The 17442-nt window shown below is 33.4% G+C and carries 17 protein-coding genes; 9 read left to right on the top strand and 8 right to left on the bottom strand.

What is annotated here, in order from left to right; all coding sequences use genetic code 11:
• Entirely contained in the window at nucleotides 1-1338 is a 1338-nt protein-coding gene (locus tag GJV76_RS08485; protein WP_155092191.1) for a c-type cytochrome, read from the top strand.
• Nucleotides 1339-1690: 352 nt separating this feature from the next.
• Here GJV76_RS08485 and GJV76_RS08480 read toward each other — a convergent pair whose 3' ends face one another.
• Together GJV76_RS08480 and GJV76_RS08475 are read right to left on the bottom strand one after the other, a co-directional pair.
• The gene (locus GJV76_RS08480; RefSeq protein ID WP_160339274.1) at nucleotides 1691-2140 is read right to left on the bottom strand and encodes a hypothetical protein; all 450 of its coding nucleotides are present in this window, start codon (nucleotides 2138-2140) and stop codon (nucleotides 1691-1693) included.
• A 415-nt stretch (nucleotides 2141-2555) separates the two neighbouring features.
• Nucleotides 2556-2963 carry a transposase gene (locus GJV76_RS08475; protein WP_373425581.1) on the bottom strand — a complete coding sequence of 136 codons (408 nt, stop codon included), beginning with the start codon at nucleotides 2961-2963 and terminating at the stop codon, nucleotides 2556-2558.
• 287 nt (nucleotides 2964-3250) lie between these two features.
• On the opposite strand from GJV76_RS08475, the gene GJV76_RS08470 reads away from it, so the two are divergent.
• On the top strand, nucleotides 3251-3556 hold the full coding sequence (locus GJV76_RS08470; protein WP_155092189.1) for a hypothetical protein: 306 nt from the start codon (nucleotides 3251-3253) through the stop codon (nucleotides 3554-3556).
• Between the two features lie 210 nt (nucleotides 3557-3766).
• On the opposite strand, the gene GJV76_RS08465 is transcribed toward GJV76_RS08470, so the two are convergent.
• Nucleotides 3767-5338, bottom strand: a complete 1572-nt coding sequence (locus tag GJV76_RS08465; RefSeq protein ID WP_155092188.1) for a hypothetical protein — start codon at nucleotides 5336-5338, stop codon at nucleotides 3767-3769.
• A gap of 382 nt (nucleotides 5339-5720) precedes the next feature.
• Between GJV76_RS08465 and bshC the strand changes: the two genes are divergently transcribed.
• From bshC to GJV76_RS08430, 7 genes are all read left to right on the top strand, one after another.
• Entirely contained in the window at nucleotides 5721-7313 is a 1593-nt protein-coding gene (gene bshC / locus GJV76_RS08460) for a bacillithiol biosynthesis cysteine-adding enzyme BshC (RefSeq protein ID WP_155092187.1), read from the top strand.
• 143 nt (nucleotides 7314-7456) lie between these two features.
• Nucleotides 7457-8221 (top strand): ParA family protein, encoded by a 765-nt coding sequence (locus GJV76_RS08455; RefSeq protein ID WP_155092186.1) that lies wholly within the window; start codon nucleotides 7457-7459, stop codon nucleotides 8219-8221.
• 30 nt (nucleotides 8222-8251) lie between these two features.
• Nucleotides 8252-9157 (top strand): ParB/RepB/Spo0J family partition protein, encoded by a 906-nt coding sequence (locus GJV76_RS08450; protein ID WP_155092185.1) that lies wholly within the window; start codon nucleotides 8252-8254, stop codon nucleotides 9155-9157.
• Nucleotides 9157-9750, top strand: coding sequence for a DUF5683 domain-containing protein (locus GJV76_RS08445; RefSeq protein ID WP_258204059.1), 594 nt, complete (start codon nucleotides 9157-9159; stop codon nucleotides 9748-9750). The genes GJV76_RS08450 and GJV76_RS08445 overlap by 1 nt, the downstream gene beginning before the upstream one ends.
• A gap of 15 nt (nucleotides 9751-9765) precedes the next feature.
• Nucleotides 9766-10473, top strand: a complete 708-nt coding sequence (gene dapB / locus GJV76_RS08440) for a 4-hydroxy-tetrahydrodipicolinate reductase (protein WP_155092184.1) — start codon at nucleotides 9766-9768, stop codon at nucleotides 10471-10473.
• A 24-nt stretch (nucleotides 10474-10497) separates the two neighbouring features.
• Entirely contained in the window at nucleotides 10498-12063 is a 1566-nt protein-coding gene (gene lepB, locus GJV76_RS08435; RefSeq protein ID WP_155092183.1) for a signal peptidase I, read from the top strand.
• 13 nt (nucleotides 12064-12076) lie between these two features.
• Nucleotides 12077-12700 (top strand): WbqC family protein, encoded by a 624-nt coding sequence (locus tag GJV76_RS08430; RefSeq protein ID WP_155092182.1) that lies wholly within the window; start codon nucleotides 12077-12079, stop codon nucleotides 12698-12700.
• A gap of 731 nt (nucleotides 12701-13431) precedes the next feature.
• Here GJV76_RS08430 and GJV76_RS08425 read toward each other — a convergent pair.
• From GJV76_RS08425 to GJV76_RS08405, 5 genes are all read right to left on the bottom strand, one after another.
• Nucleotides 13432-14127, bottom strand: a complete 696-nt coding sequence (locus GJV76_RS08425) for a sulfite exporter TauE/SafE family protein (protein ID WP_160339303.1) — start codon at nucleotides 14125-14127, stop codon at nucleotides 13432-13434.
• 23 nt (nucleotides 14128-14150) lie between these two features.
• Nucleotides 14151-14621 carry a FixH family protein gene (locus GJV76_RS08420; protein WP_155092181.1) on the bottom strand — a complete coding sequence of 157 codons (471 nt, stop codon included), beginning with the start codon at nucleotides 14619-14621 and terminating at the stop codon, nucleotides 14151-14153.
• A gap of 20 nt (nucleotides 14622-14641) precedes the next feature.
• Complete coding sequence (ccoG, locus tag GJV76_RS08415) at nucleotides 14642-16063, bottom strand: cytochrome c oxidase accessory protein CcoG (RefSeq protein ID WP_155092180.1); 1422 nt, start codon at nucleotides 16061-16063, stop codon at nucleotides 14642-14644.
• Nucleotides 16064-16239: 176 nt separating this feature from the next.
• Complete coding sequence (locus GJV76_RS08410) at nucleotides 16240-17235, bottom strand: cbb3-type cytochrome c oxidase N-terminal domain-containing protein (RefSeq protein WP_155092179.1); 996 nt, start codon at nucleotides 17233-17235, stop codon at nucleotides 16240-16242.
• On the bottom strand, nucleotides 17232-17438 hold the full coding sequence (locus tag GJV76_RS08405; RefSeq protein ID WP_155092178.1) for a CcoQ/FixQ family Cbb3-type cytochrome c oxidase assembly chaperone: 207 nt from the start codon (nucleotides 17436-17438) through the stop codon (nucleotides 17232-17234). The genes GJV76_RS08410 and GJV76_RS08405 overlap by 4 nt, the downstream gene beginning before the upstream one ends.
• Between the last annotated feature and the right edge of the window lie 4 nt (nucleotides 17439-17442).

Below are 17442 nucleotides of genomic sequence, written 5' to 3'. Positions count from 1 at the left end.
ATGAACAATACTCCATTACCAAAAGATATACCCTTAGATTTACCATTACCAGAGTGGCTATTAGTCATTCTATTAGTTGTGTCATTCTTGGCTCATATTGTATTTGTAAACCTAATGGTAGGCGGCTCTATAGCGACATTATGGGCTGAAATCAAAGGACTTAAAAACAAAGAATACGATGTACTTGCTCAAGAAATAGCAGCGACAATAACTGTAAACAAATCATTAGCCGTAGTACTGGGGGTAGCGCCATTGCTAAGTATCAATGCACTGTATACGATCTATTTCTATACTGCAAACTCCTTGACAGGGATTATGTGGATATTGATCATCCCATTAGTTGCGATAGTATTTCTGTTGACCTACTTACACAAATATACTTGGGAAGCGATGTCAAACATGAAACTGTTACACATCTCTATCAATGCCTTGGCTGTAGCAATGTTTCTATTCATTCCCCTAATCTTCTTAGTGAATATAAACTTAATGTTATTCCCTGAAAAATGGATGAGTGTAAGAGGATTCTTATCCGCTTTAGCACTGCCAAATGTGTTCCCGAGATACTTCCATTTTATCTGTGCTTCCTTGGCTCTGACAGGTCTATTTATCACTTGGTATATGGGACGTAAGAATTATCCTTTTGAAGAATACTTTAAAGTTTTCACCAGAGCCAAAGTAAAACGCATTGGATACCAATTAGCCTTAGGAGCATCCGTAGCCCAGTTCTTATTTGGCCCAATCGTGATGGCTACTTTACCTGCCAAAGGATTTAGTTGGGCTATGATGGGAGTAATTTTATCTGGTGTAGCAGTAGCAGTATATGCAGTGTACTATATGATCCAAACACTAAGAGGTACAGATGAGCAGTTGGATAGATACTTCAAAAGAATAGTGATTTCTATGGGAATTGTAGTTGTATTCATGGGAAGTGGGCGTCATGTATACAGAGCCAATGCCATCAATCCACACCGAGAACTTATGGCTCAAAAGACAGCCGCCTTTGAACAAGCATCCAAAGAAGCAAGAGAACAAGCTGCTAATGCACAAGAAGAAGAAAAACAAGCTATAGCAAATGCCGAGGCTTCTGGTGATAACACTGCTAAAGGTAAAGCTGTTTTTAATAGCTATTGTGCAGCTTGTCACAAAGAAAAAACACAATTAGTTGGACCACCAGTCACAGAGATGCAAGAAATATATGCAAACAATAAAACGGACCTAATCAAGTGGATTAAATCTCCTGGTAAGAAACGTCCTGATGCACCACAGATGCCTCCTTTTCCACAAATTAACGAGGGAGATATGGAAGACTTAACTCAATATATCTTAAACATTAAATAGCCTAAACCATGATTTTAACCTTATGTTTTATCGTCATATTTGCCATATTTATAATCTGTGGAATACTAATTTCGAAGGTTGTGCAAGTATACTTATTCACAACAAAAGACAAAAAGTTGTGGGAGAAAAAAATTAAAGAAGAAACTCAATACCAATTTATAAAAGGTCTTTATTAGTTTAAACCTTCGTCTGATTAAATACAATTTACATCCCTCATTAAGAAGTCAATATTGCAATCCTGTCTACAATTCTGCTATTGTCATATCAAGAGTTAACTCACAAGTTACTCTTTTTTACAGATTGTTTACTATATGCCATTCTATACTTGACTTAGCTCAATGAGGGATATTTTTTATACTTTATGCTGTAATTGCTCAAGAACTTCTTGGGCATCATACTTAGACTGTGCATACCACGCATAAATATTCATAATCATATACAACTCTTTCTTACTATTGACATTTTGCATAGTTACGAATGTGTAGTGCACCCGACCAAGATTATATTTTTTGATCTTCACGATTTGTTTCGAATCGCAACATTGCTCTACTCTAAATAACTTCTTTAGTATAATCCTATCTTCTCTAACATAAGCCTTACACAGGTACAATAACTGACATATCGCTAAGATTACAAAGAATAATGCTACACCTATTTGGAACACAACAACAAAGTCATTCTCTGATACAGCTGCTGTTAATCGAATCGATGAAACACTACTAAAGACAATAGCTAACATTATATTTACTGCTAAATGTCCAAATGAATACTGATAGGACAATCTCTTTTCTTGCTCAACCACCTCACTAAAAATTTTAGTTTTTTCAAAGAAAAGATTTTAGTTGCTATATATCAAACGACTTACTCACAATCTATTGTAAATCACCTAAAATTGGCCATAATTAGCTATAATCAGGGATAACACAGCTCTCTTTTCAATAGACTTGCGTCCATTTACTCCTAAAAACTGCCTAAATCAATTTTACATATCCTTCTTAAAAATACCATAACAGCGATATTCACTGTCATTCTTATATAAAACAAACTCGACATGGTCACATTATTATCGGGTGATGATACCATAGTGGTCGCATGAAAATTAGGTTAAATCATGTGATCACTATGCGATCACTATGCGACCACTATGCGACCACCTCGAAAAAAAGCTGTCTCGTCCTAATATAGCTGTACAGTTATTGTTTATAATCCTATTATAACTATACAGGTACTTGTTGTTCTTTTTTGTTGGTATAGTAATTCTTCCATCTCTTAGTTAATATCCCACTCTTAAGATGTGCTTGTTCAGGAGTTAGTCTATCACAACTATCGTGAGGTCTGATTTCATTATACAACTTTATACTTCTTCTTATTTTTTCTTTGGTTTTCTTATAACCTAAGCTTGAATAGTTTAAATCAAACTCACCTTTAATTATTCCATTTACTCGTTCTGCTACTGCATTATCCTTAGGATTTCCATTCTGAGTTGTGCTTATTGCTATATTATTATCTTTTAACAATTTAGTGTAAATCTCGCTACAGTATTGACTTCCTCTATCTGAGTGATGGATAAGTTTTTCATTGTAGGCTCTATTACTTAATGCCATTCTTAGTACCTCTAAACATATGTCTCGTCCTAATATAGCTATACAGTTATTGTTTATGATTCAGTTGTTAATTATACCTTTTCTTTCGAGTTTATAAATGCAACATATAGGGAATACAACCTTGCCTAAAAAACCTGAAAGTCATTCTATACTCAACGAAATAGTAAAGCAAAAAGGTTATAAAAAAACTAAGCGAGGTGAAAGACATAAAGTTATTTGTTATCTTATACATAAAATAATTAAAAAAGAATACCCTATCTGATTCCTTTGTTTGCTACCTTGTCAAAGCTTTAATTATATTAATCCCAATGAACTTAAAATCACTTCTCATACAATCCAAAAGCAACATTACTTTCGATATACTTACCCAACTCGATTTTACGCTTTCAACAAAAGATGTAATAGATGAGTTAAAAGAAGATTTGCTTCAAGCAGCGTTTGACAACCAGATCATACTTGATATTGGCTGGTATCCAGAGTTTGATATCAATGGACATTTTAGCGTACAAGTTATTGCTAACTACAACTGGGAAGCACCACTGTATAAAGAGAACTGTAAGTCCTTTACCTGTTTAGAAACAGCTGTTATCTCTGCATTAAGGTACTGTCAGTAAACATACATTATGCCACAAACAGTTTATGCTATTAGCAGAGACTATTCGTTTCTTAATTTTAATAGATTTTCATGTGAATGCATCTCTCTAAACCACTGTTAGTACAGAGTAAATCAAGTTTATAATATACGATACGTAATACAAAAAAAGCGAAAGGTCGGAGAGTTCTCCAACCTTTCGCTTTTTCATATAATTGTAACATCTATACAATTATTCATCGAATGAATTCCATGGTATTAATACTCCAGTATTTTCTATTAAATCATATTCTAATTTATACATAGGAGTATACAGCTTTCGGTAACCTGCCTTGCTAATAATAGGATCACTACCTTGTCTAACTCTTACATCTTTAGGATCTGATTCAAAACTTAAGACTGGCATTTGCTCTTTTCCATCAAGCATGTTTACAAATCGTTTATCATTCTTTGGATCTATCACCATTTGCCCTCCTTTATACACTTTAATTGTGATTTTAGTTGGAGCAGTTAGTGGGGTAGAATTACCATAGTCAGTCCACCTTGCAGACATACCGAACTCAAACTGAGTAGAACTTTCAGGATACCCTTGTAAGACTGTATTCAAATTAGGAATATCGGCATAAGGATTTTCACCTCCACTTACTCTATCATCTCCTGGATATACTAATAAAGTCTTATTGTCTACTATCAGCTCATTCAAATAAAAGTAACCAACAACCTTCCCATCAATTTTAGCTACATTTGTTTTCATTAATTCAGTAGCAGAATCAATATCTGTTTTACCTCCGTCACTTGGTGGTGTTACATATCCATACTCCATAACCAAATAGTCAAATGGAGGTAGTAATCTATAATTAGCATTTTGCTCTACTACTATAGTTCTCACAATTTCAGGTTGATCAAGATGACGAACTTGTATATTACCACGTACAACCCCTGTTGCTTTAGCAACTCCTAACTCGAACTGAAGATGGCCATTTACATTTTTAGGTTCTTTCGTCCAATTGAAAGCGTTTCGATCATAATCGAATACTTCCCAGTTAGCACTTCCTCCTCCATAAGCCGTAACAATACTCGATGAATTTATTGCGCCATCTACACTACCAGACCCAACTCTTATGATTGGTTTACTAAGTACTAAATTCAAATTACTCACTTTTAATTGTGTGAAAACCTCAGGCTTATCAACCAATTTAAAAGTATAAATCTCATCACCAAAAACGGTCTCGCTTCTTGTAAATGACAATGTACTTACTTTGCCGTTTGTAACACTTTCAAATGTAGAAACAATGTCTCCTTCAACACTTTTCTCCCATGCTAAACCATCTTTTTTAGCCGTCAATGTCACTTCCCCTGTTGGGCTATTTTCCCACAGAAATAGTTGATCTGTACTAAGTGCCAATTCTAATATTTTACCTGGTCCACCAATAAAAACCCACGATTCTCCATCCCATGCATAAATTCCCTTTCCTTTACCATCTTGCAAATCTTCATTCACATTATAAACAACCAAGCCTGCGTGAGCCTCATCCTGAACACTTTTATCATAACCAGGTTCAAACATAGGATACAGCATCTCCACATCTGTTAAATCCACTCTCGGTAGACCAAGTCCTTTATTGGCATTTGCTTCTTCCCCTGTTTTATTCTCTAAGTTCTTTAACTCTAAAAGAGACCCTTCTACAGCAGGTTCACCAGTACCAATCGTAACCTGAGCTAATGCGCTATTAGTTATGACAAACAACATAAGCAAAACGAAAATGCATTGTCTTAATCCATGACATAGTAATATTTTTCTCATTTGTTTTTGTTTTTTTGTATTCTTACAATTCTTCTTCTTTACAAATATCGTTAAAATATCAACAATTAACCTATAATAAAACACATTAAATTATATATGAATAAAATAAAAACAAAAATTAACTATCAAAAATCAATTATTAACAATAATTAAATTTAAATAGAAGCTAAAACAATGAAATTCAGTTACAAAATTGTCAGATTCTTATTTATTAAATAATAATCAATATTGGAAAATACTAAGTATTTTAATCTTTTATAACTAATCTGTCCATTCAGAGAAAGAGCAAACCTAACATTACAGGTAAAAATGTTTATAGAATTAACTTTGGTTTATATATAACTCATTAATTTATAATTTAAATTAGCAAAAAATAAACACTATGCCTTTAGACAAAATTACGTTTCAGAACGCGGGCTATTTTTCAAAACTAATGGTAGATTACCTCAATCAAGAGGCTAATCTAAAACACTTATATAATCACTTCCCTACTATACAGAACTTCAAACAACAGATAGATGAAAAACGTACTAACTATCCGATAGAACACAGAAGTGTACTCTGTCAGGCGTTGTTAAGTCAATATAAGGACACGAAGACTTCTGAAAAGACTTTAGAGCATATAAATGCATTAGCAAAAGAAAATACATTTACAGTTACGACTGGACACCAGTTAAACTTGTTTACTGGTCCACTGTACTTCTTGTACAAGATTATATCGGTTATTAATTTAGCCAAAGAACTGAAAGCTAAGTATCCCAACGAAAACTTTGTCCCTGTATACTGGATGGCTACAGAAGATCACGACTTCGAAGAAATTAATCACTTCGTATTTGAAGAAAAAGTGATTTGTTGGAACAGAGAGAGCAAAGGACCTGTAGGCCGATTAAGTACTGAAGGATTAGATAAAGTATATGAAGTATTCCAATCACATATTGGTTTAGGTAAAAATGCTATGTACATCAAAGAACTATTTGAAAATGCTTATCTCAAACACGACAATCTAACAGAAGCTACGCGTTACTTAGCAAATGAATTGTTTGGAGAGTATGGCTTAGTAATCATAGATGGGGATGACGCTGGATTAAAAAAACTGTTTGCTCCTCATATCAAAGAAGAATTACTTCATCAGAGTGCTATCAAAGAAGTTGAAAAAAGCTATGATACACTATCAGAATACTTCATACAAGTGAATCCTCGTGATATCAACTTATTCTATATACAGGATAACTTGAGAGAAAGAATTATCTATGAAGATGAGGTATATAAAGTAAACAATACCTCGATCACCTTCACTAAAGAAGCAATACTAACAGAATTAGAGAATCATCCTGAATGCTTCAGTCCTAATGTGATACTGAGACCGTTATATCAAGAAGTAATATTGCCTAACCTATGCTATACGGGAGGTGGTGGAGAATTGGCATATTGGTTAGAATTGAAACAAGTTTTCGATTTACACCAAGTGACTTTCCCAATGCTATTACTGAGAAATTCAGTATTATTGGCCACTGCAAAACAAGTGGACAAGATGGATAAATTAGGGCTCTCTTGGCAAGATATGTTTAGCAAACAAGAGCAATTAATCAATGCTAAGACAAAAGAATTTTCAACAATACAGTTTGACTTTGATCAACAACGTCAAGTTTTAGAAGATCAATTCAAAATACTGGAAGATATTGCGCTGCAAACAGACAAATCATTCATTGGAGCAGTAAAAGCACAAAAAGTAAAACAGCTCAAAGGATTAGACAATTTAGAAAAAAGACTTCGCATAGCTGAAAAGAGAAATCACGCAGATAAATTAGAGCGAATTGCCTTACTTCAAAATGAATTATTTCCGAACAACAGTTTACAAGAGCGCATTGTGAATTTTTCAGTATATTACAAAGAATATGGAGAGGATTTGCTTACTGCATTATTCACAAAATTAAAACCGTTAAATCAAGAATTTGACATCATTATATTACAATAAAAAAGGCAGTTTTAAGTAGGTCAGGTACAATTTTAACATTTAACCAATTGACTTATAATATTTTTCATAAACTGTTAATAAATAAGATTTTATAAACTGATAAATAATCGTATTTTTACGACTTAATTAATTTCATTAACAGAATGGGAAAAATCATTGCTGTCGCAAATCAAAAGGGAGGAGTAGGAAAAACAACTACTTCAGTTAACTTAGCTGCTTCATTAGGAGCACTGGAGAAAAAGGTTCTTTTAATAGACGCTGACCCACAAGCGAATGCTACATCAGGCTTAGGCGTGGATGTAGATGCAGTAGAGATCGGAACTTATGAAATTTTAGAGCACAGTTGTACACCGGCAGATGCTATTGTTGATTGTACGGCTCCTAATGTTTATTTAATCCCAGCTCATATTGACTTAGTGGCAATTGAGATTGAATTAGTAGACAAAAAGAATAGGGAGTATATGCTAAAAGAGGCTCTAAAGTCGATTAAAGATAGTTATGATTACATCATTATCGATTGTGCCCCATCATTAGGATTACTAACTCTGAATGCACTAACTGCAGCAGATTCAGTTATCATACCAATCCAGTGTGAATATTTTGCACTTGAGGGATTAGGAAAATTATTGAATACGATAAAAAGCGTTCAAAAAATTCACAATCCTGAATTAGATATTGAAGGTTTATTATTGACGATGTATGATTCTCGTCTAAGACTTTCAAACCAAGTTGTAGAAGAAGTACAAAAACACTTTAACGACATGGTATTTGACACGATTATTCAAAGAAATGTAAAATTAAGTGAAGCTCCGAGTTTTGGAGAAAGTATCATAAACTATGATGCGACAAGTAAAGGAGCGACAAACTACATTAATTTAGCAGAAGAAATTATACTTAAGAATAACTAACAATTAGTTTAGTCGAGAATATAAGAAATTATGGCAAAGGCATTTAAAAAACAAGCTTTAGGAAGAGGATTATCGGCTCTATTAAAAGATCCCGACAACGATATTAAATCAATTGAAGATAACAATGCAGATAAAGTTGTTGGAAACATCATTGAATTAGATATTGATTCTATTGAAATAAATCCATTTCAACCGAGAACAAACTTCAATGAAGAATCATTAAATGAATTAGCGACAAGTATTAGGGAGTTAGGAGTTATCCAACCCATTACTGTACGCAAAATTGACTTTAATAAATTCCAATTAATCTCAGGTGAACGTCGTCTTAGAGCTTCAAAAATAGTAGGACTTGATACAATTCCTGCTTTTATACGCATTGCCAACGATAACGATTCACTGACAATGGCATTAGTTGAAAATATTCAACGCCATGACTTAGACCCCATTGAAATTGCCTTGTCTTATCAGCGTTTAATGGATGAAATAGACTTAACGCAAGAACAAGTAAGTGACCGTGTCGGAAAAAAGAGATCTACAATAGCAAATTATATTCGTTTGCTTCGCCTTGACCCAATTATTCAAACTGGAATTAGAGATGGATTCATTTCTATGGGCCACGGAAGAGCAATCATCAATGTAGAGGACTTAGATGTACAAACAACAATATACCATAAAATCATTATGGAAAACTTGTCTGTACGTGAAACTGAAGCATTGGTAAAACAATATCAAGAAGATCTAAAAGGTAATAAATCCCCAGAATTACCAAAGAAGACAAAATCATTTGAAGTACCAGCTGAGTACTCTAATTCTTTTGGAAATTTCTTTGGTGCAAAAGTAGATATAAAGGTTTCAGCAAATGGAAAAGGAAAAATTTCAATACCTTTCCACTCTGAAGAAGATTTAAATCGCTTAATCAAACTTTTAGAAAATTAGTGAAAAGCAAATTATTTATTTTAATATTACTTTTCTCTATTGTCGGGCAACAAGCATTTGCGCAGAAAAAAGACAAAGAGAAAAAAATCAAATCTGTAACTGAAGCTGAAGCAGATTATAAACCAATTGATCCCCTTGCTCCTGCTCGGGCTTCATTTTTTACGTCAATCGTTCCTGGCCTTGGACAAATCCAAAACAAAAGTTATTGGAAAGTACCTCTTGTATATGCGGGTATGGGTATTCCTGCTTACTTTTGGGCGGATAATCAACGTCAATATACCAGATACCGATCAGAGTATAAAAAGCGTTTACAAGGTATTCACGACAAAGAAGATCCTACTTTCGGTGGTCTAGACAATGAGCGCCTATTAGAAGCTCAGAAATTCTATAGACGCAATCGAGATTTATCAGTAGTCATTACAGTAGGTTTCTATGTATTGAGTATCATTGATGCAAACGTTGACGCTCACCTAACGCAATTTAACGTAAATGAGAAGTTGACTATCAGACCTGTATTTGATGTCAACAACAATTACTTACAACAAAATCAAATGCAACTTCAGTATGCAGTAAATATTCAATACAAATTCTAATCTTATACTTTTATTATGAAAATAGCGTTATTAGGCTACGGTAAAATGGGTAAAATAATTGAGCGTATCGCCTTAGAAAGAGGACATGAAATTGTACTTAGAAAAGGAAGCGAAAATTCATTTGAAGGATTAGAAAAAGCTGATGTAGCAATTGATTTTAGCATTCCTACCTCTGCTGTTGTTAATATAAAATCTGCAATAGACTACCATGTTCCCATTATAAGTGGAACCACAGGTTGGCTGGAGCAATATGATGACATTGTAGCGTATAATCAATTAAAAGGTGGTGCATTCTTATATGGTTCTAATTTTAGCTTAGGAGTGAACGTTTTCTTCAAATTGAATGAATACCTTGCTAAAATGATGAGTCAACTCAAGGAATACAATGTTTCTATGGAGGAAATTCACCATACACAAAAACTTGATGCACCAAGTGGAACAGCTATTTCCTTAGCTAATGGCATTATCGAAAATTCTGCTTACAACAAGTGGACATTGGATCAACCAAAGGAAAACGAGATTCATATCGATGCTATACGCCAAGATAGCGTGCCTGGTACACATAGCGTTTTTTATGATTCATCCATTGATCAAATTGAAATAAAACACACAGCACATTCAAGAGAAGGTTTTGCCCTTGGAGCAGTAGTTGCGGCGGAATGGATTCTTGGTAAAAAAGGTGTTTTTACAATGAGAGATGTATTAAACTTAAATGACAACTAAATAAACCTACTAAACATAGAGATTATGACAATGATGCAATGGTTCTTATTTTTTCTACTTGTTCAAGTAATTCACTTTGCAGGAACATGGAAACTATATATTAAAGCAGGATACAAACCTTGGCAGGCAATAATACCTATTTACAATGCTGTATTGCTAATGCGTATTATCAATCGCCCAGGTTGGTGGGTTATACTGCTATTTATTCCTATAGTTAACTTAATTATGTTTCCCGTAATTTGGGTGGAAACCATTAGAAGTTTTGGAAAAAACTCTACTATTGACACGATTTTAGTAGTGCTTACTTTAGGCTTCTACATCTACTATATCAATTATGCCACAGATGTTCAACACATTAAAGATAGAAGCATTAAGGCAGCATCTGAAGCAGGTGAAACTATGAGTTCTGTTTTGTTTGCAGTAGTTGTAGCAACAATAATACACACCTATGCAATACAGCCCTACACTATTCCATCTTCTTCATTAGAAAAAACTTTATTAGTTGGTGATTTTTTATTTGTTAGTAAATTTCATTACGGAGCACGTACTCCTATGACAACTGTTGCATTGCCAATGGCTCATGATACATTGCCTTTTGTCAAAAAGAAATCATACTTAACTAAACCTCATTTACCATACTTTAGACTACCAGGTTTTCAAAAAGTACAACACAATGATATTGTTGTATTTAACTGGCCTACAGATACTGTATATACTTTTAGAGATCCGTTGAGAAGACCTGCTATAGATAAACCAATAGACAAAAAAACAAACTATGTCAAAAGAGCTGTCGGTTTGCCAGGAGAAAACTTAGAAATAAAGAATGGATATGTATTTATCAACGGGGAACAATTAAAACTAAACGACAGAGCTAAAATTCAATTTGCTTATGTTGTAGAAACAGATGGTCGTCCATTTGATGTTATGTCAGTTGTGAAAAAGTTTGATATAACAGAAATGCCTTCTCAAGCCAATAATGCACCAAAGACATTGTTTATTTTCCCAGCTTTGACTGATGAGGCAGTTGAGTATATCAAAACATTTAGTGCAGTAAAAGCAGTTCACCGCTTTCCTGATCAAGCTATACCTGGATATATCTTCCCACATAATCAACCAAAGTGGACAACAAATAACCTTGGCCCTATACACATCCCTGCAAAAGGAGAAACAATCACCTTAACGGAAGATAACATTCCTCTTTACAAACGCGTTATCACTAAATACGAAAACAACACATTAGAATATAGTAATAATCATTTCTTAATCAATGGAGTTCAAACAAACTCTTATACATTCAAGCAAGATTATTATTATATGATGGGAGATAATAGAGATAACTCAGAGGACAGTAGATTTTGGGGATTTGTACCAGAAGATCATATTGTTGGTAAGCCCGTATTTATTTGGATGAGTTTAGACCCAAACGTTCCTTGGTCTAAAGCACTTGATAAAATACGCTGGGACAGAATGTTTACAACTGTTAATGGAAATGGAGAAAAAATCTCATACTTCCCATATTTTGTAGTGCTTTTAATTGGATACATTGGATATAGCACTTACAGAAGTAGAAAAAAGAAAAAGAATTTATAATTAAATAATAGTAATGAATAATATAGTTATTCACCCTACTTATTTTCCATCAATTAGTCACTTTGTTGCTATGTTGCAATCTGAAAAGATACTATTTGAAGTAGAAGATAATTTTCAAAAACAAACGAATAGAAATAGAATGTACATCTATAGTGCCAATGGAATACAGATGTTGAATATACCAATTAAGCACAGTAATGAACTTCACCAGAAGTTTAAAGATGTAGTAATAGAAGATGCTTTTGGATGGCAGAAACAGCATTTTAAGAGCTTAGAAGCTGCTTACAGAACTTCTCCTTACTTTGAGTTCTTTGAAGATGATTTAAGGCCTCTATTCGAAGAAAAACAAAAATACATGCTTGATTTAAACTTCAAGATACACGAAGTAATAACATCTTGCTTGGGAATAGAACTCCCTTTTGAAAAAACGATTGAATTTCACAAGGACTATTCACATACAGATATACTGGATTTAAGAGCACTAGCGAATGGAAAAAAAGATGTGAATGAATTCGAGCCTTATACGCAAGTATTTGAAGAAAAAGAAGGATTTATAAATAACCTTAGTATACTAGACCTCCTTTTTAACGAGGGTAGACATGCTATAGATTATTTAAAAACTCAATCTCTAAAATAGTAATGAAAAAAGGTAAGCTATTAGCTTACCTTTTTTTGTCATAGTGTTTTGAATAAGAATAATTCCCCTTATTGTAAATAGATGTAATAGTACACAAGCTATTTAGAATCTTACTCAACATTAAGACAACTAAGTAGTTAAAAAGTCACAATAAAATTTATATTTTTAAAAAATATAGGTATAGATAGAAAAGATTTAATTACAGTATATAGCAGAGCAATACAAGTAAATTAAAAGTCAGTAGACAATTCGATAAGCATAAGTATTAACTCGGGCACAGATAACGTCATTAATAAAGTGCTACTAAATACTCTAAGATTTTACTCAATCCCCAACTTTTGTCACTGATCCAAAAAAACTTTATCAGCAAGTACGAATATTCAGAAAATAAAAAAAGTAGGTCAAAGACCTACTTTTTTTACTTTTTCTTTTCATAGCTACTACTAAGTGATTTATCACTAAGTAATTGAACAAAATTATCAAACTCTTTTTCATAGCATATTAGTTCATTCTCTGTTCTGTTCTTTAGACAACCTATTTAAAAAAAGTCACAAATAATTTCAGATTAGGACAAATAAAAAAAGTAGATCAAATAGATCTACTTTTTTTATCTTTTTCTTTTCATAGCATTAGAACAAATTCAATAAATCCTTTTCATAGCATATTCTTATTTTCTTTGTTCTATACTTTAGACAATGCTTTATAATAAAGTCACATATTTTAACACAACTCTAACATGTAGCGTCAGCTTTTACAAACAAATTCAATGTATCTGGAGAAAGAAAAGGAATGTCTAATCCTAATCCTCTAACGATAAATAGCATCCCAAAAATAACAATAACAATAGGGTAATACTTCATAATTGCACTTCGAACTTTGACCGAAAACATTTCCCTAACATAAATCATCATACTCATCAAAGGAATAGTTCCTACGCCAAACAAAGCCATATACAAAGTTCCATAAAGTAGGCTTTGGGTTGCTAAAGCTCCAAAAAGAGCTACATAAACCATTCCACAAGGTAAAAACCCATTAAAGAAACCAATTGTATAAAGAGAGGCAGTAGTTTGCTTCTTGAACTGATTACCTAAAGAGCGCTGAATCTTACTAACAAATTTGTAAAAAGGCATCATAAAATTCAGTTTACCTAATTTACTCTGAGGTATTAAAACAAAAGCAATCATAAGAATCCCAACAACAATAGACATTTGTTGTTGTAAACCTGCTAAGAATAAACCTTTGCCAAAAACACCAAAGACAAGTCCTAAAATAGAGTATGCAGATATACGACCTAAGTGATAGGTCAATATCTGCATAACTTTTTTCGCTTGATTATCTTTAGAAACAGGTAACATTAATGCAATTGGACCGCACATACCAATACAGTGTAAACTACTTACTAATCCAAATATCAATCCTGTTAAAATCACAAGCTAATCAATTATAACTACTACTTTACTACTTTATCGTTCAAATTCAAACTTCCTAAATTTCTATAAGAAGTTCCTTTATATTCCCATTCAATAGAAATATCCCAACGACCGCCCGATCCCAGCTTTGTGTTAGGTATGAGCAAATTGGAAGAAGACAATGATATTGGAATGTCAAAGTCTAATGTCTGGTCAGACGGTCGATATAGAGATATTTTACCTTTTATATTTGAGTAATCAAATTCTTTTGGAAATACAACTAAAATCTCCTTATCATCTGTAATTGACAATTTCAAAGGTGTTTTTAGTTTCTTAGCATTAAGTTCTCTTTCAGCTTTACCATCAACCTCTATCTCTTGTTGATAATAATTCTCAGTCACTAACTGATTATCGTATTTGCTATCTAACTGAACTCTAATGACGTACTGCAAAATGAATATCATGAATATACCCATCGCAATAACGATTCCTGTTCCAAAATTGAATTTCATACCTATAAATTTTATTAATATTATTCCATAATTCTTGGGCCTAAGAAGTTGGTAGAAGTAGTATGAATCAATTTATCTCCATCATACACTTCAATTTTAATCTTAGTACGATGACTCTCTAATACAAGTTCTGGAATCCTAACAAATAAAGATCCTTCTGCATAGCCTTCCTTCTTAACACTAATAATATCTTTACTAATAAGTTGAACAGAACCACTTTCAGGATCTACAACTTTGAAAGTAATATTGTCGAAGTCTTTCATCGTTTTATTAACTACCTTATAAGTATACAAATTAGTAACTTGATCACCCTGGTGTTGATATGTCTGTCCAGCTACACGTAGAATGGTAGCTTCTATATCAGTACGCAAGAACAATAATCCTACTAAGACACTAATTAAAATAAATAATACAGCAGTATACCCTTTTTGACGAGCTGTAAACTTCGTCTTTTTATTCTCAGAGATTTCACTCTCTGAAGCATATCTAATTAATCCTTTTGGCAAGCCAACTGATTCCATCATGTGATCACATTCGTCAATACATGCAGTACAGTTCACACACTCTAATTGAGTACCATTACGAATATCTATACCAGTAGGACAAACATTCACACATTGTTTACAATCAATACAGTCACCAAATCCTTGAGCCTCTCTATCAATATCTTTCTTAAACTTAGCTCTACCATTAGTTCCCTCACCTCTCACATAATCATAAGCCACAATAATTGACTTATTATCTAAAAGCACACCTTGTAAACGCCCATAAGGACAAGCAATCACACAAACCTGCTCTCTAAACCAAGCAAAGATGAAGTAAAATGCACCAGTAAAGATTAGTAGTCCTACAAACTTACCTAAGTGTAAAGCTGGGCCATCTTTCATCATTTGAATTACAACGTCACTTCCAATAATGTAGGATAAAAAGATGTTTGCAATAATAAATGATATGATAAAGAAAATAAACCATTTTAAAAGTCTCTTTCTAATTTTCTCACCATTCCAGTTTTGTTTTCGAAGTCTAGCTTGAGCACCTCTATCACCGTCAATCCAGTATTCAATACGTCTAAAAACCATCTCCATGAAGATCGTTTGTGGACATATCCAACCACAGAAAATACGACCGAATGATACTGTAAATAAAGTTACGAAAACAACCCCAATAACTAAGGAAATAACCACTAAATAAAAATCTTGTGGCCAGAAAGGAAAACCAAAAATATTAAACTTTCTATCAATTACGTTGAATAGTAAAAACTGATTACCATTAACTTTTATAAAAGGAGCCGCAAACAAGAAAGCAATAAGCAAATAACTTACAATTTTTCTCTTGTCATAAAATGGTCCTGAAGGCTTTTTAGGAAATATCCAAGCTCTCTTACCATCTTTATCGATTGTTCCAATGGAGTCACGGAAACTTTCGTCTTTCATTGTAGCCATAGTGTAGTGTTTTAAAAAAAGCAGAGCAAATGAGTACCACCTACTCTGCTTTTATGTTTTTATTGTTAGTTTATAGCTTTTATAAAAAAAGCTACAAAAATGTATAATCTAATAACTATACCATCTTCATTACTAAATAGTTGTCGCTAGTAAGCATGAAGAATTTTTATTAATTATTACTCCTCGCTATCCGCTTCAGGAGCAACAACTTCTGATTCACTTGTCTCACCTGATTCAGGAGCCACATCTGATACAGGTGCACTTTCTTCAGCAGGAGTAGCCTCACCACCTTCTAAATCAGCTTTAGACCAAATAATATCACCTTCAGGACCTTTTGCATCAGCAGGATTAGTTCCGTTTAATGAAATTACATAAGAAGCTAACTTCTCGATTTCAGAAGGTTTGAAGTTATTCTTCCAAGGCACCATTCCTTTACCAGGACGACCTCCTTCAGAAATAGTATGGAAAATATTTTTCACACCACCACCTAAAATCCAATGATCATCTGTCAAGTTAGGCCCAATAGAACCACCACCATCAAGCTTGTGACAAGCCATACAGTTGGCATCAAACAGCTTTTTACCAGCAGCTAAATCAGCTTCATCAGTCAAGTATTTTGCATCATCAGCTGTTAACATATCAGGAGCAGTTTTCTTATACTCCTCAATTTGCAATTGAGCTTCAGCTACTGACTTTTCATATTCAACAATTTGATTATCTCCGTCAAACACGTGGAATCTCAACAAATAGATTACAGAGAATATGATCGTAACGTAGAATAACCCAACCCACCATGGTGGTAACTCGTTATCTAACTCTTTAATACCATCATAATCGTGATCCATCATTACATCAGATTCTTCTTGGATTCCCTTAGTTTTAGTTAATTTGCTCATTAAGCTTTTAACCCAAGGAAGATCAGAAAAACGCTTGTTTTTTTCTGCCACTCGCTCTTCTGGAGTCATTAATCTATCTAAAATCTTATTTGTAGACGCTACTACAATCTCAACTGCAATTAAAGCGAACAAGAACAAACCTAATAAGATTAGTACCTGTGGGTACTCCATAAAGGCTGGTTTTTCACCTTCTCCGCCTACTAACCATTCTACTAAAAGGAAAAACAACCCAAATAGTAGTGGTACTCGTACATATACTGGAAAATATTTTTTCATAATTTTTCTGAATTAGGATCAACATTATGCTCTTCATCATCCATGAATGGCATATTGCTCAATTCTTGAATGGTTTCCTTTTTGTAGGTAATTACCCATACAAAAAGCCCAACAAAGAAGGTAAAGAAGATAATTAAGGAAATAATTGGAAATACTTCTACTCCTCCTATTGTTTCCATAGTATGTTTAATGAACTTTAGCATATTG

Source organism: Myroides albus (assembly GCF_009711045.1).
GTDB lineage: Bacteria > Bacteroidota > Bacteroidia > Flavobacteriales > Flavobacteriaceae > Flavobacterium > Flavobacterium album_A.
Note: the sequence above shows the minus strand (reverse complement) of the source record. Positions and strands in the feature narration are given on the sequence as shown.

Bases quoted from the DNA above. Each gene is read 5' to 3' on its own strand.
- GJV76_RS08485 (WP_155092191.1), top strand. From the start codon at position 1: ATGAACAATACTCCATTACCAAAAGATATACCCTTAGATTTACCATTA.
- GJV76_RS08470 (WP_155092189.1), top strand. From the start codon at position 3,251: ATGAACTTAAAATCACTTCTCATACAATCCAAAAGCAACATTACTTTC.
- GJV76_RS08465 (WP_155092188.1), bottom strand. From the start codon at position 5,338: ATGAGAAAAATATTACTATGTCATGGATTAAGACAATGCATTTTCGTT.
- bshC (WP_155092187.1), top strand. From the start codon at position 5,721: ATGCCTTTAGACAAAATTACGTTTCAGAACGCGGGCTATTTTTCAAAA.
- GJV76_RS08455 (WP_155092186.1), top strand. From the start codon at position 7,457: ATGGGAAAAATCATTGCTGTCGCAAATCAAAAGGGAGGAGTAGGAAAA.
- GJV76_RS08450 (WP_155092185.1), top strand. From the start codon at position 8,252: ATGGCAAAGGCATTTAAAAAACAAGCTTTAGGAAGAGGATTATCGGCT.
- dapB (WP_155092184.1), top strand. From the start codon at position 9,766: ATGAAAATAGCGTTATTAGGCTACGGTAAAATGGGTAAAATAATTGAG.
- lepB (WP_155092183.1), top strand. From the start codon at position 10,498: ATGACAATGATGCAATGGTTCTTATTTTTTCTACTTGTTCAAGTAATT.
- GJV76_RS08430 (WP_155092182.1), top strand. From the start codon at position 12,077: ATGAATAATATAGTTATTCACCCTACTTATTTTCCATCAATTAGTCAC.
- GJV76_RS08420 (WP_155092181.1), bottom strand. From the start codon at position 14,621: ATGAAATTCAATTTTGGAACAGGAATCGTTATTGCGATGGGTATATTC.
- ccoG (WP_155092180.1), bottom strand. From the start codon at position 16,063: ATGGCTACAATGAAAGACGAAAGTTTCCGTGACTCCATTGGAACAATC.
- GJV76_RS08410 (WP_155092179.1), bottom strand. From the start codon at position 17,235: ATGAAAAAATATTTTCCAGTATATGTACGAGTACCACTACTATTTGGG.
- GJV76_RS08405 (WP_155092178.1), bottom strand. From the start codon at position 17,438: ATGCTAAAGTTCATTAAACATACTATGGAAACAATAGGAGGAGTAGAA.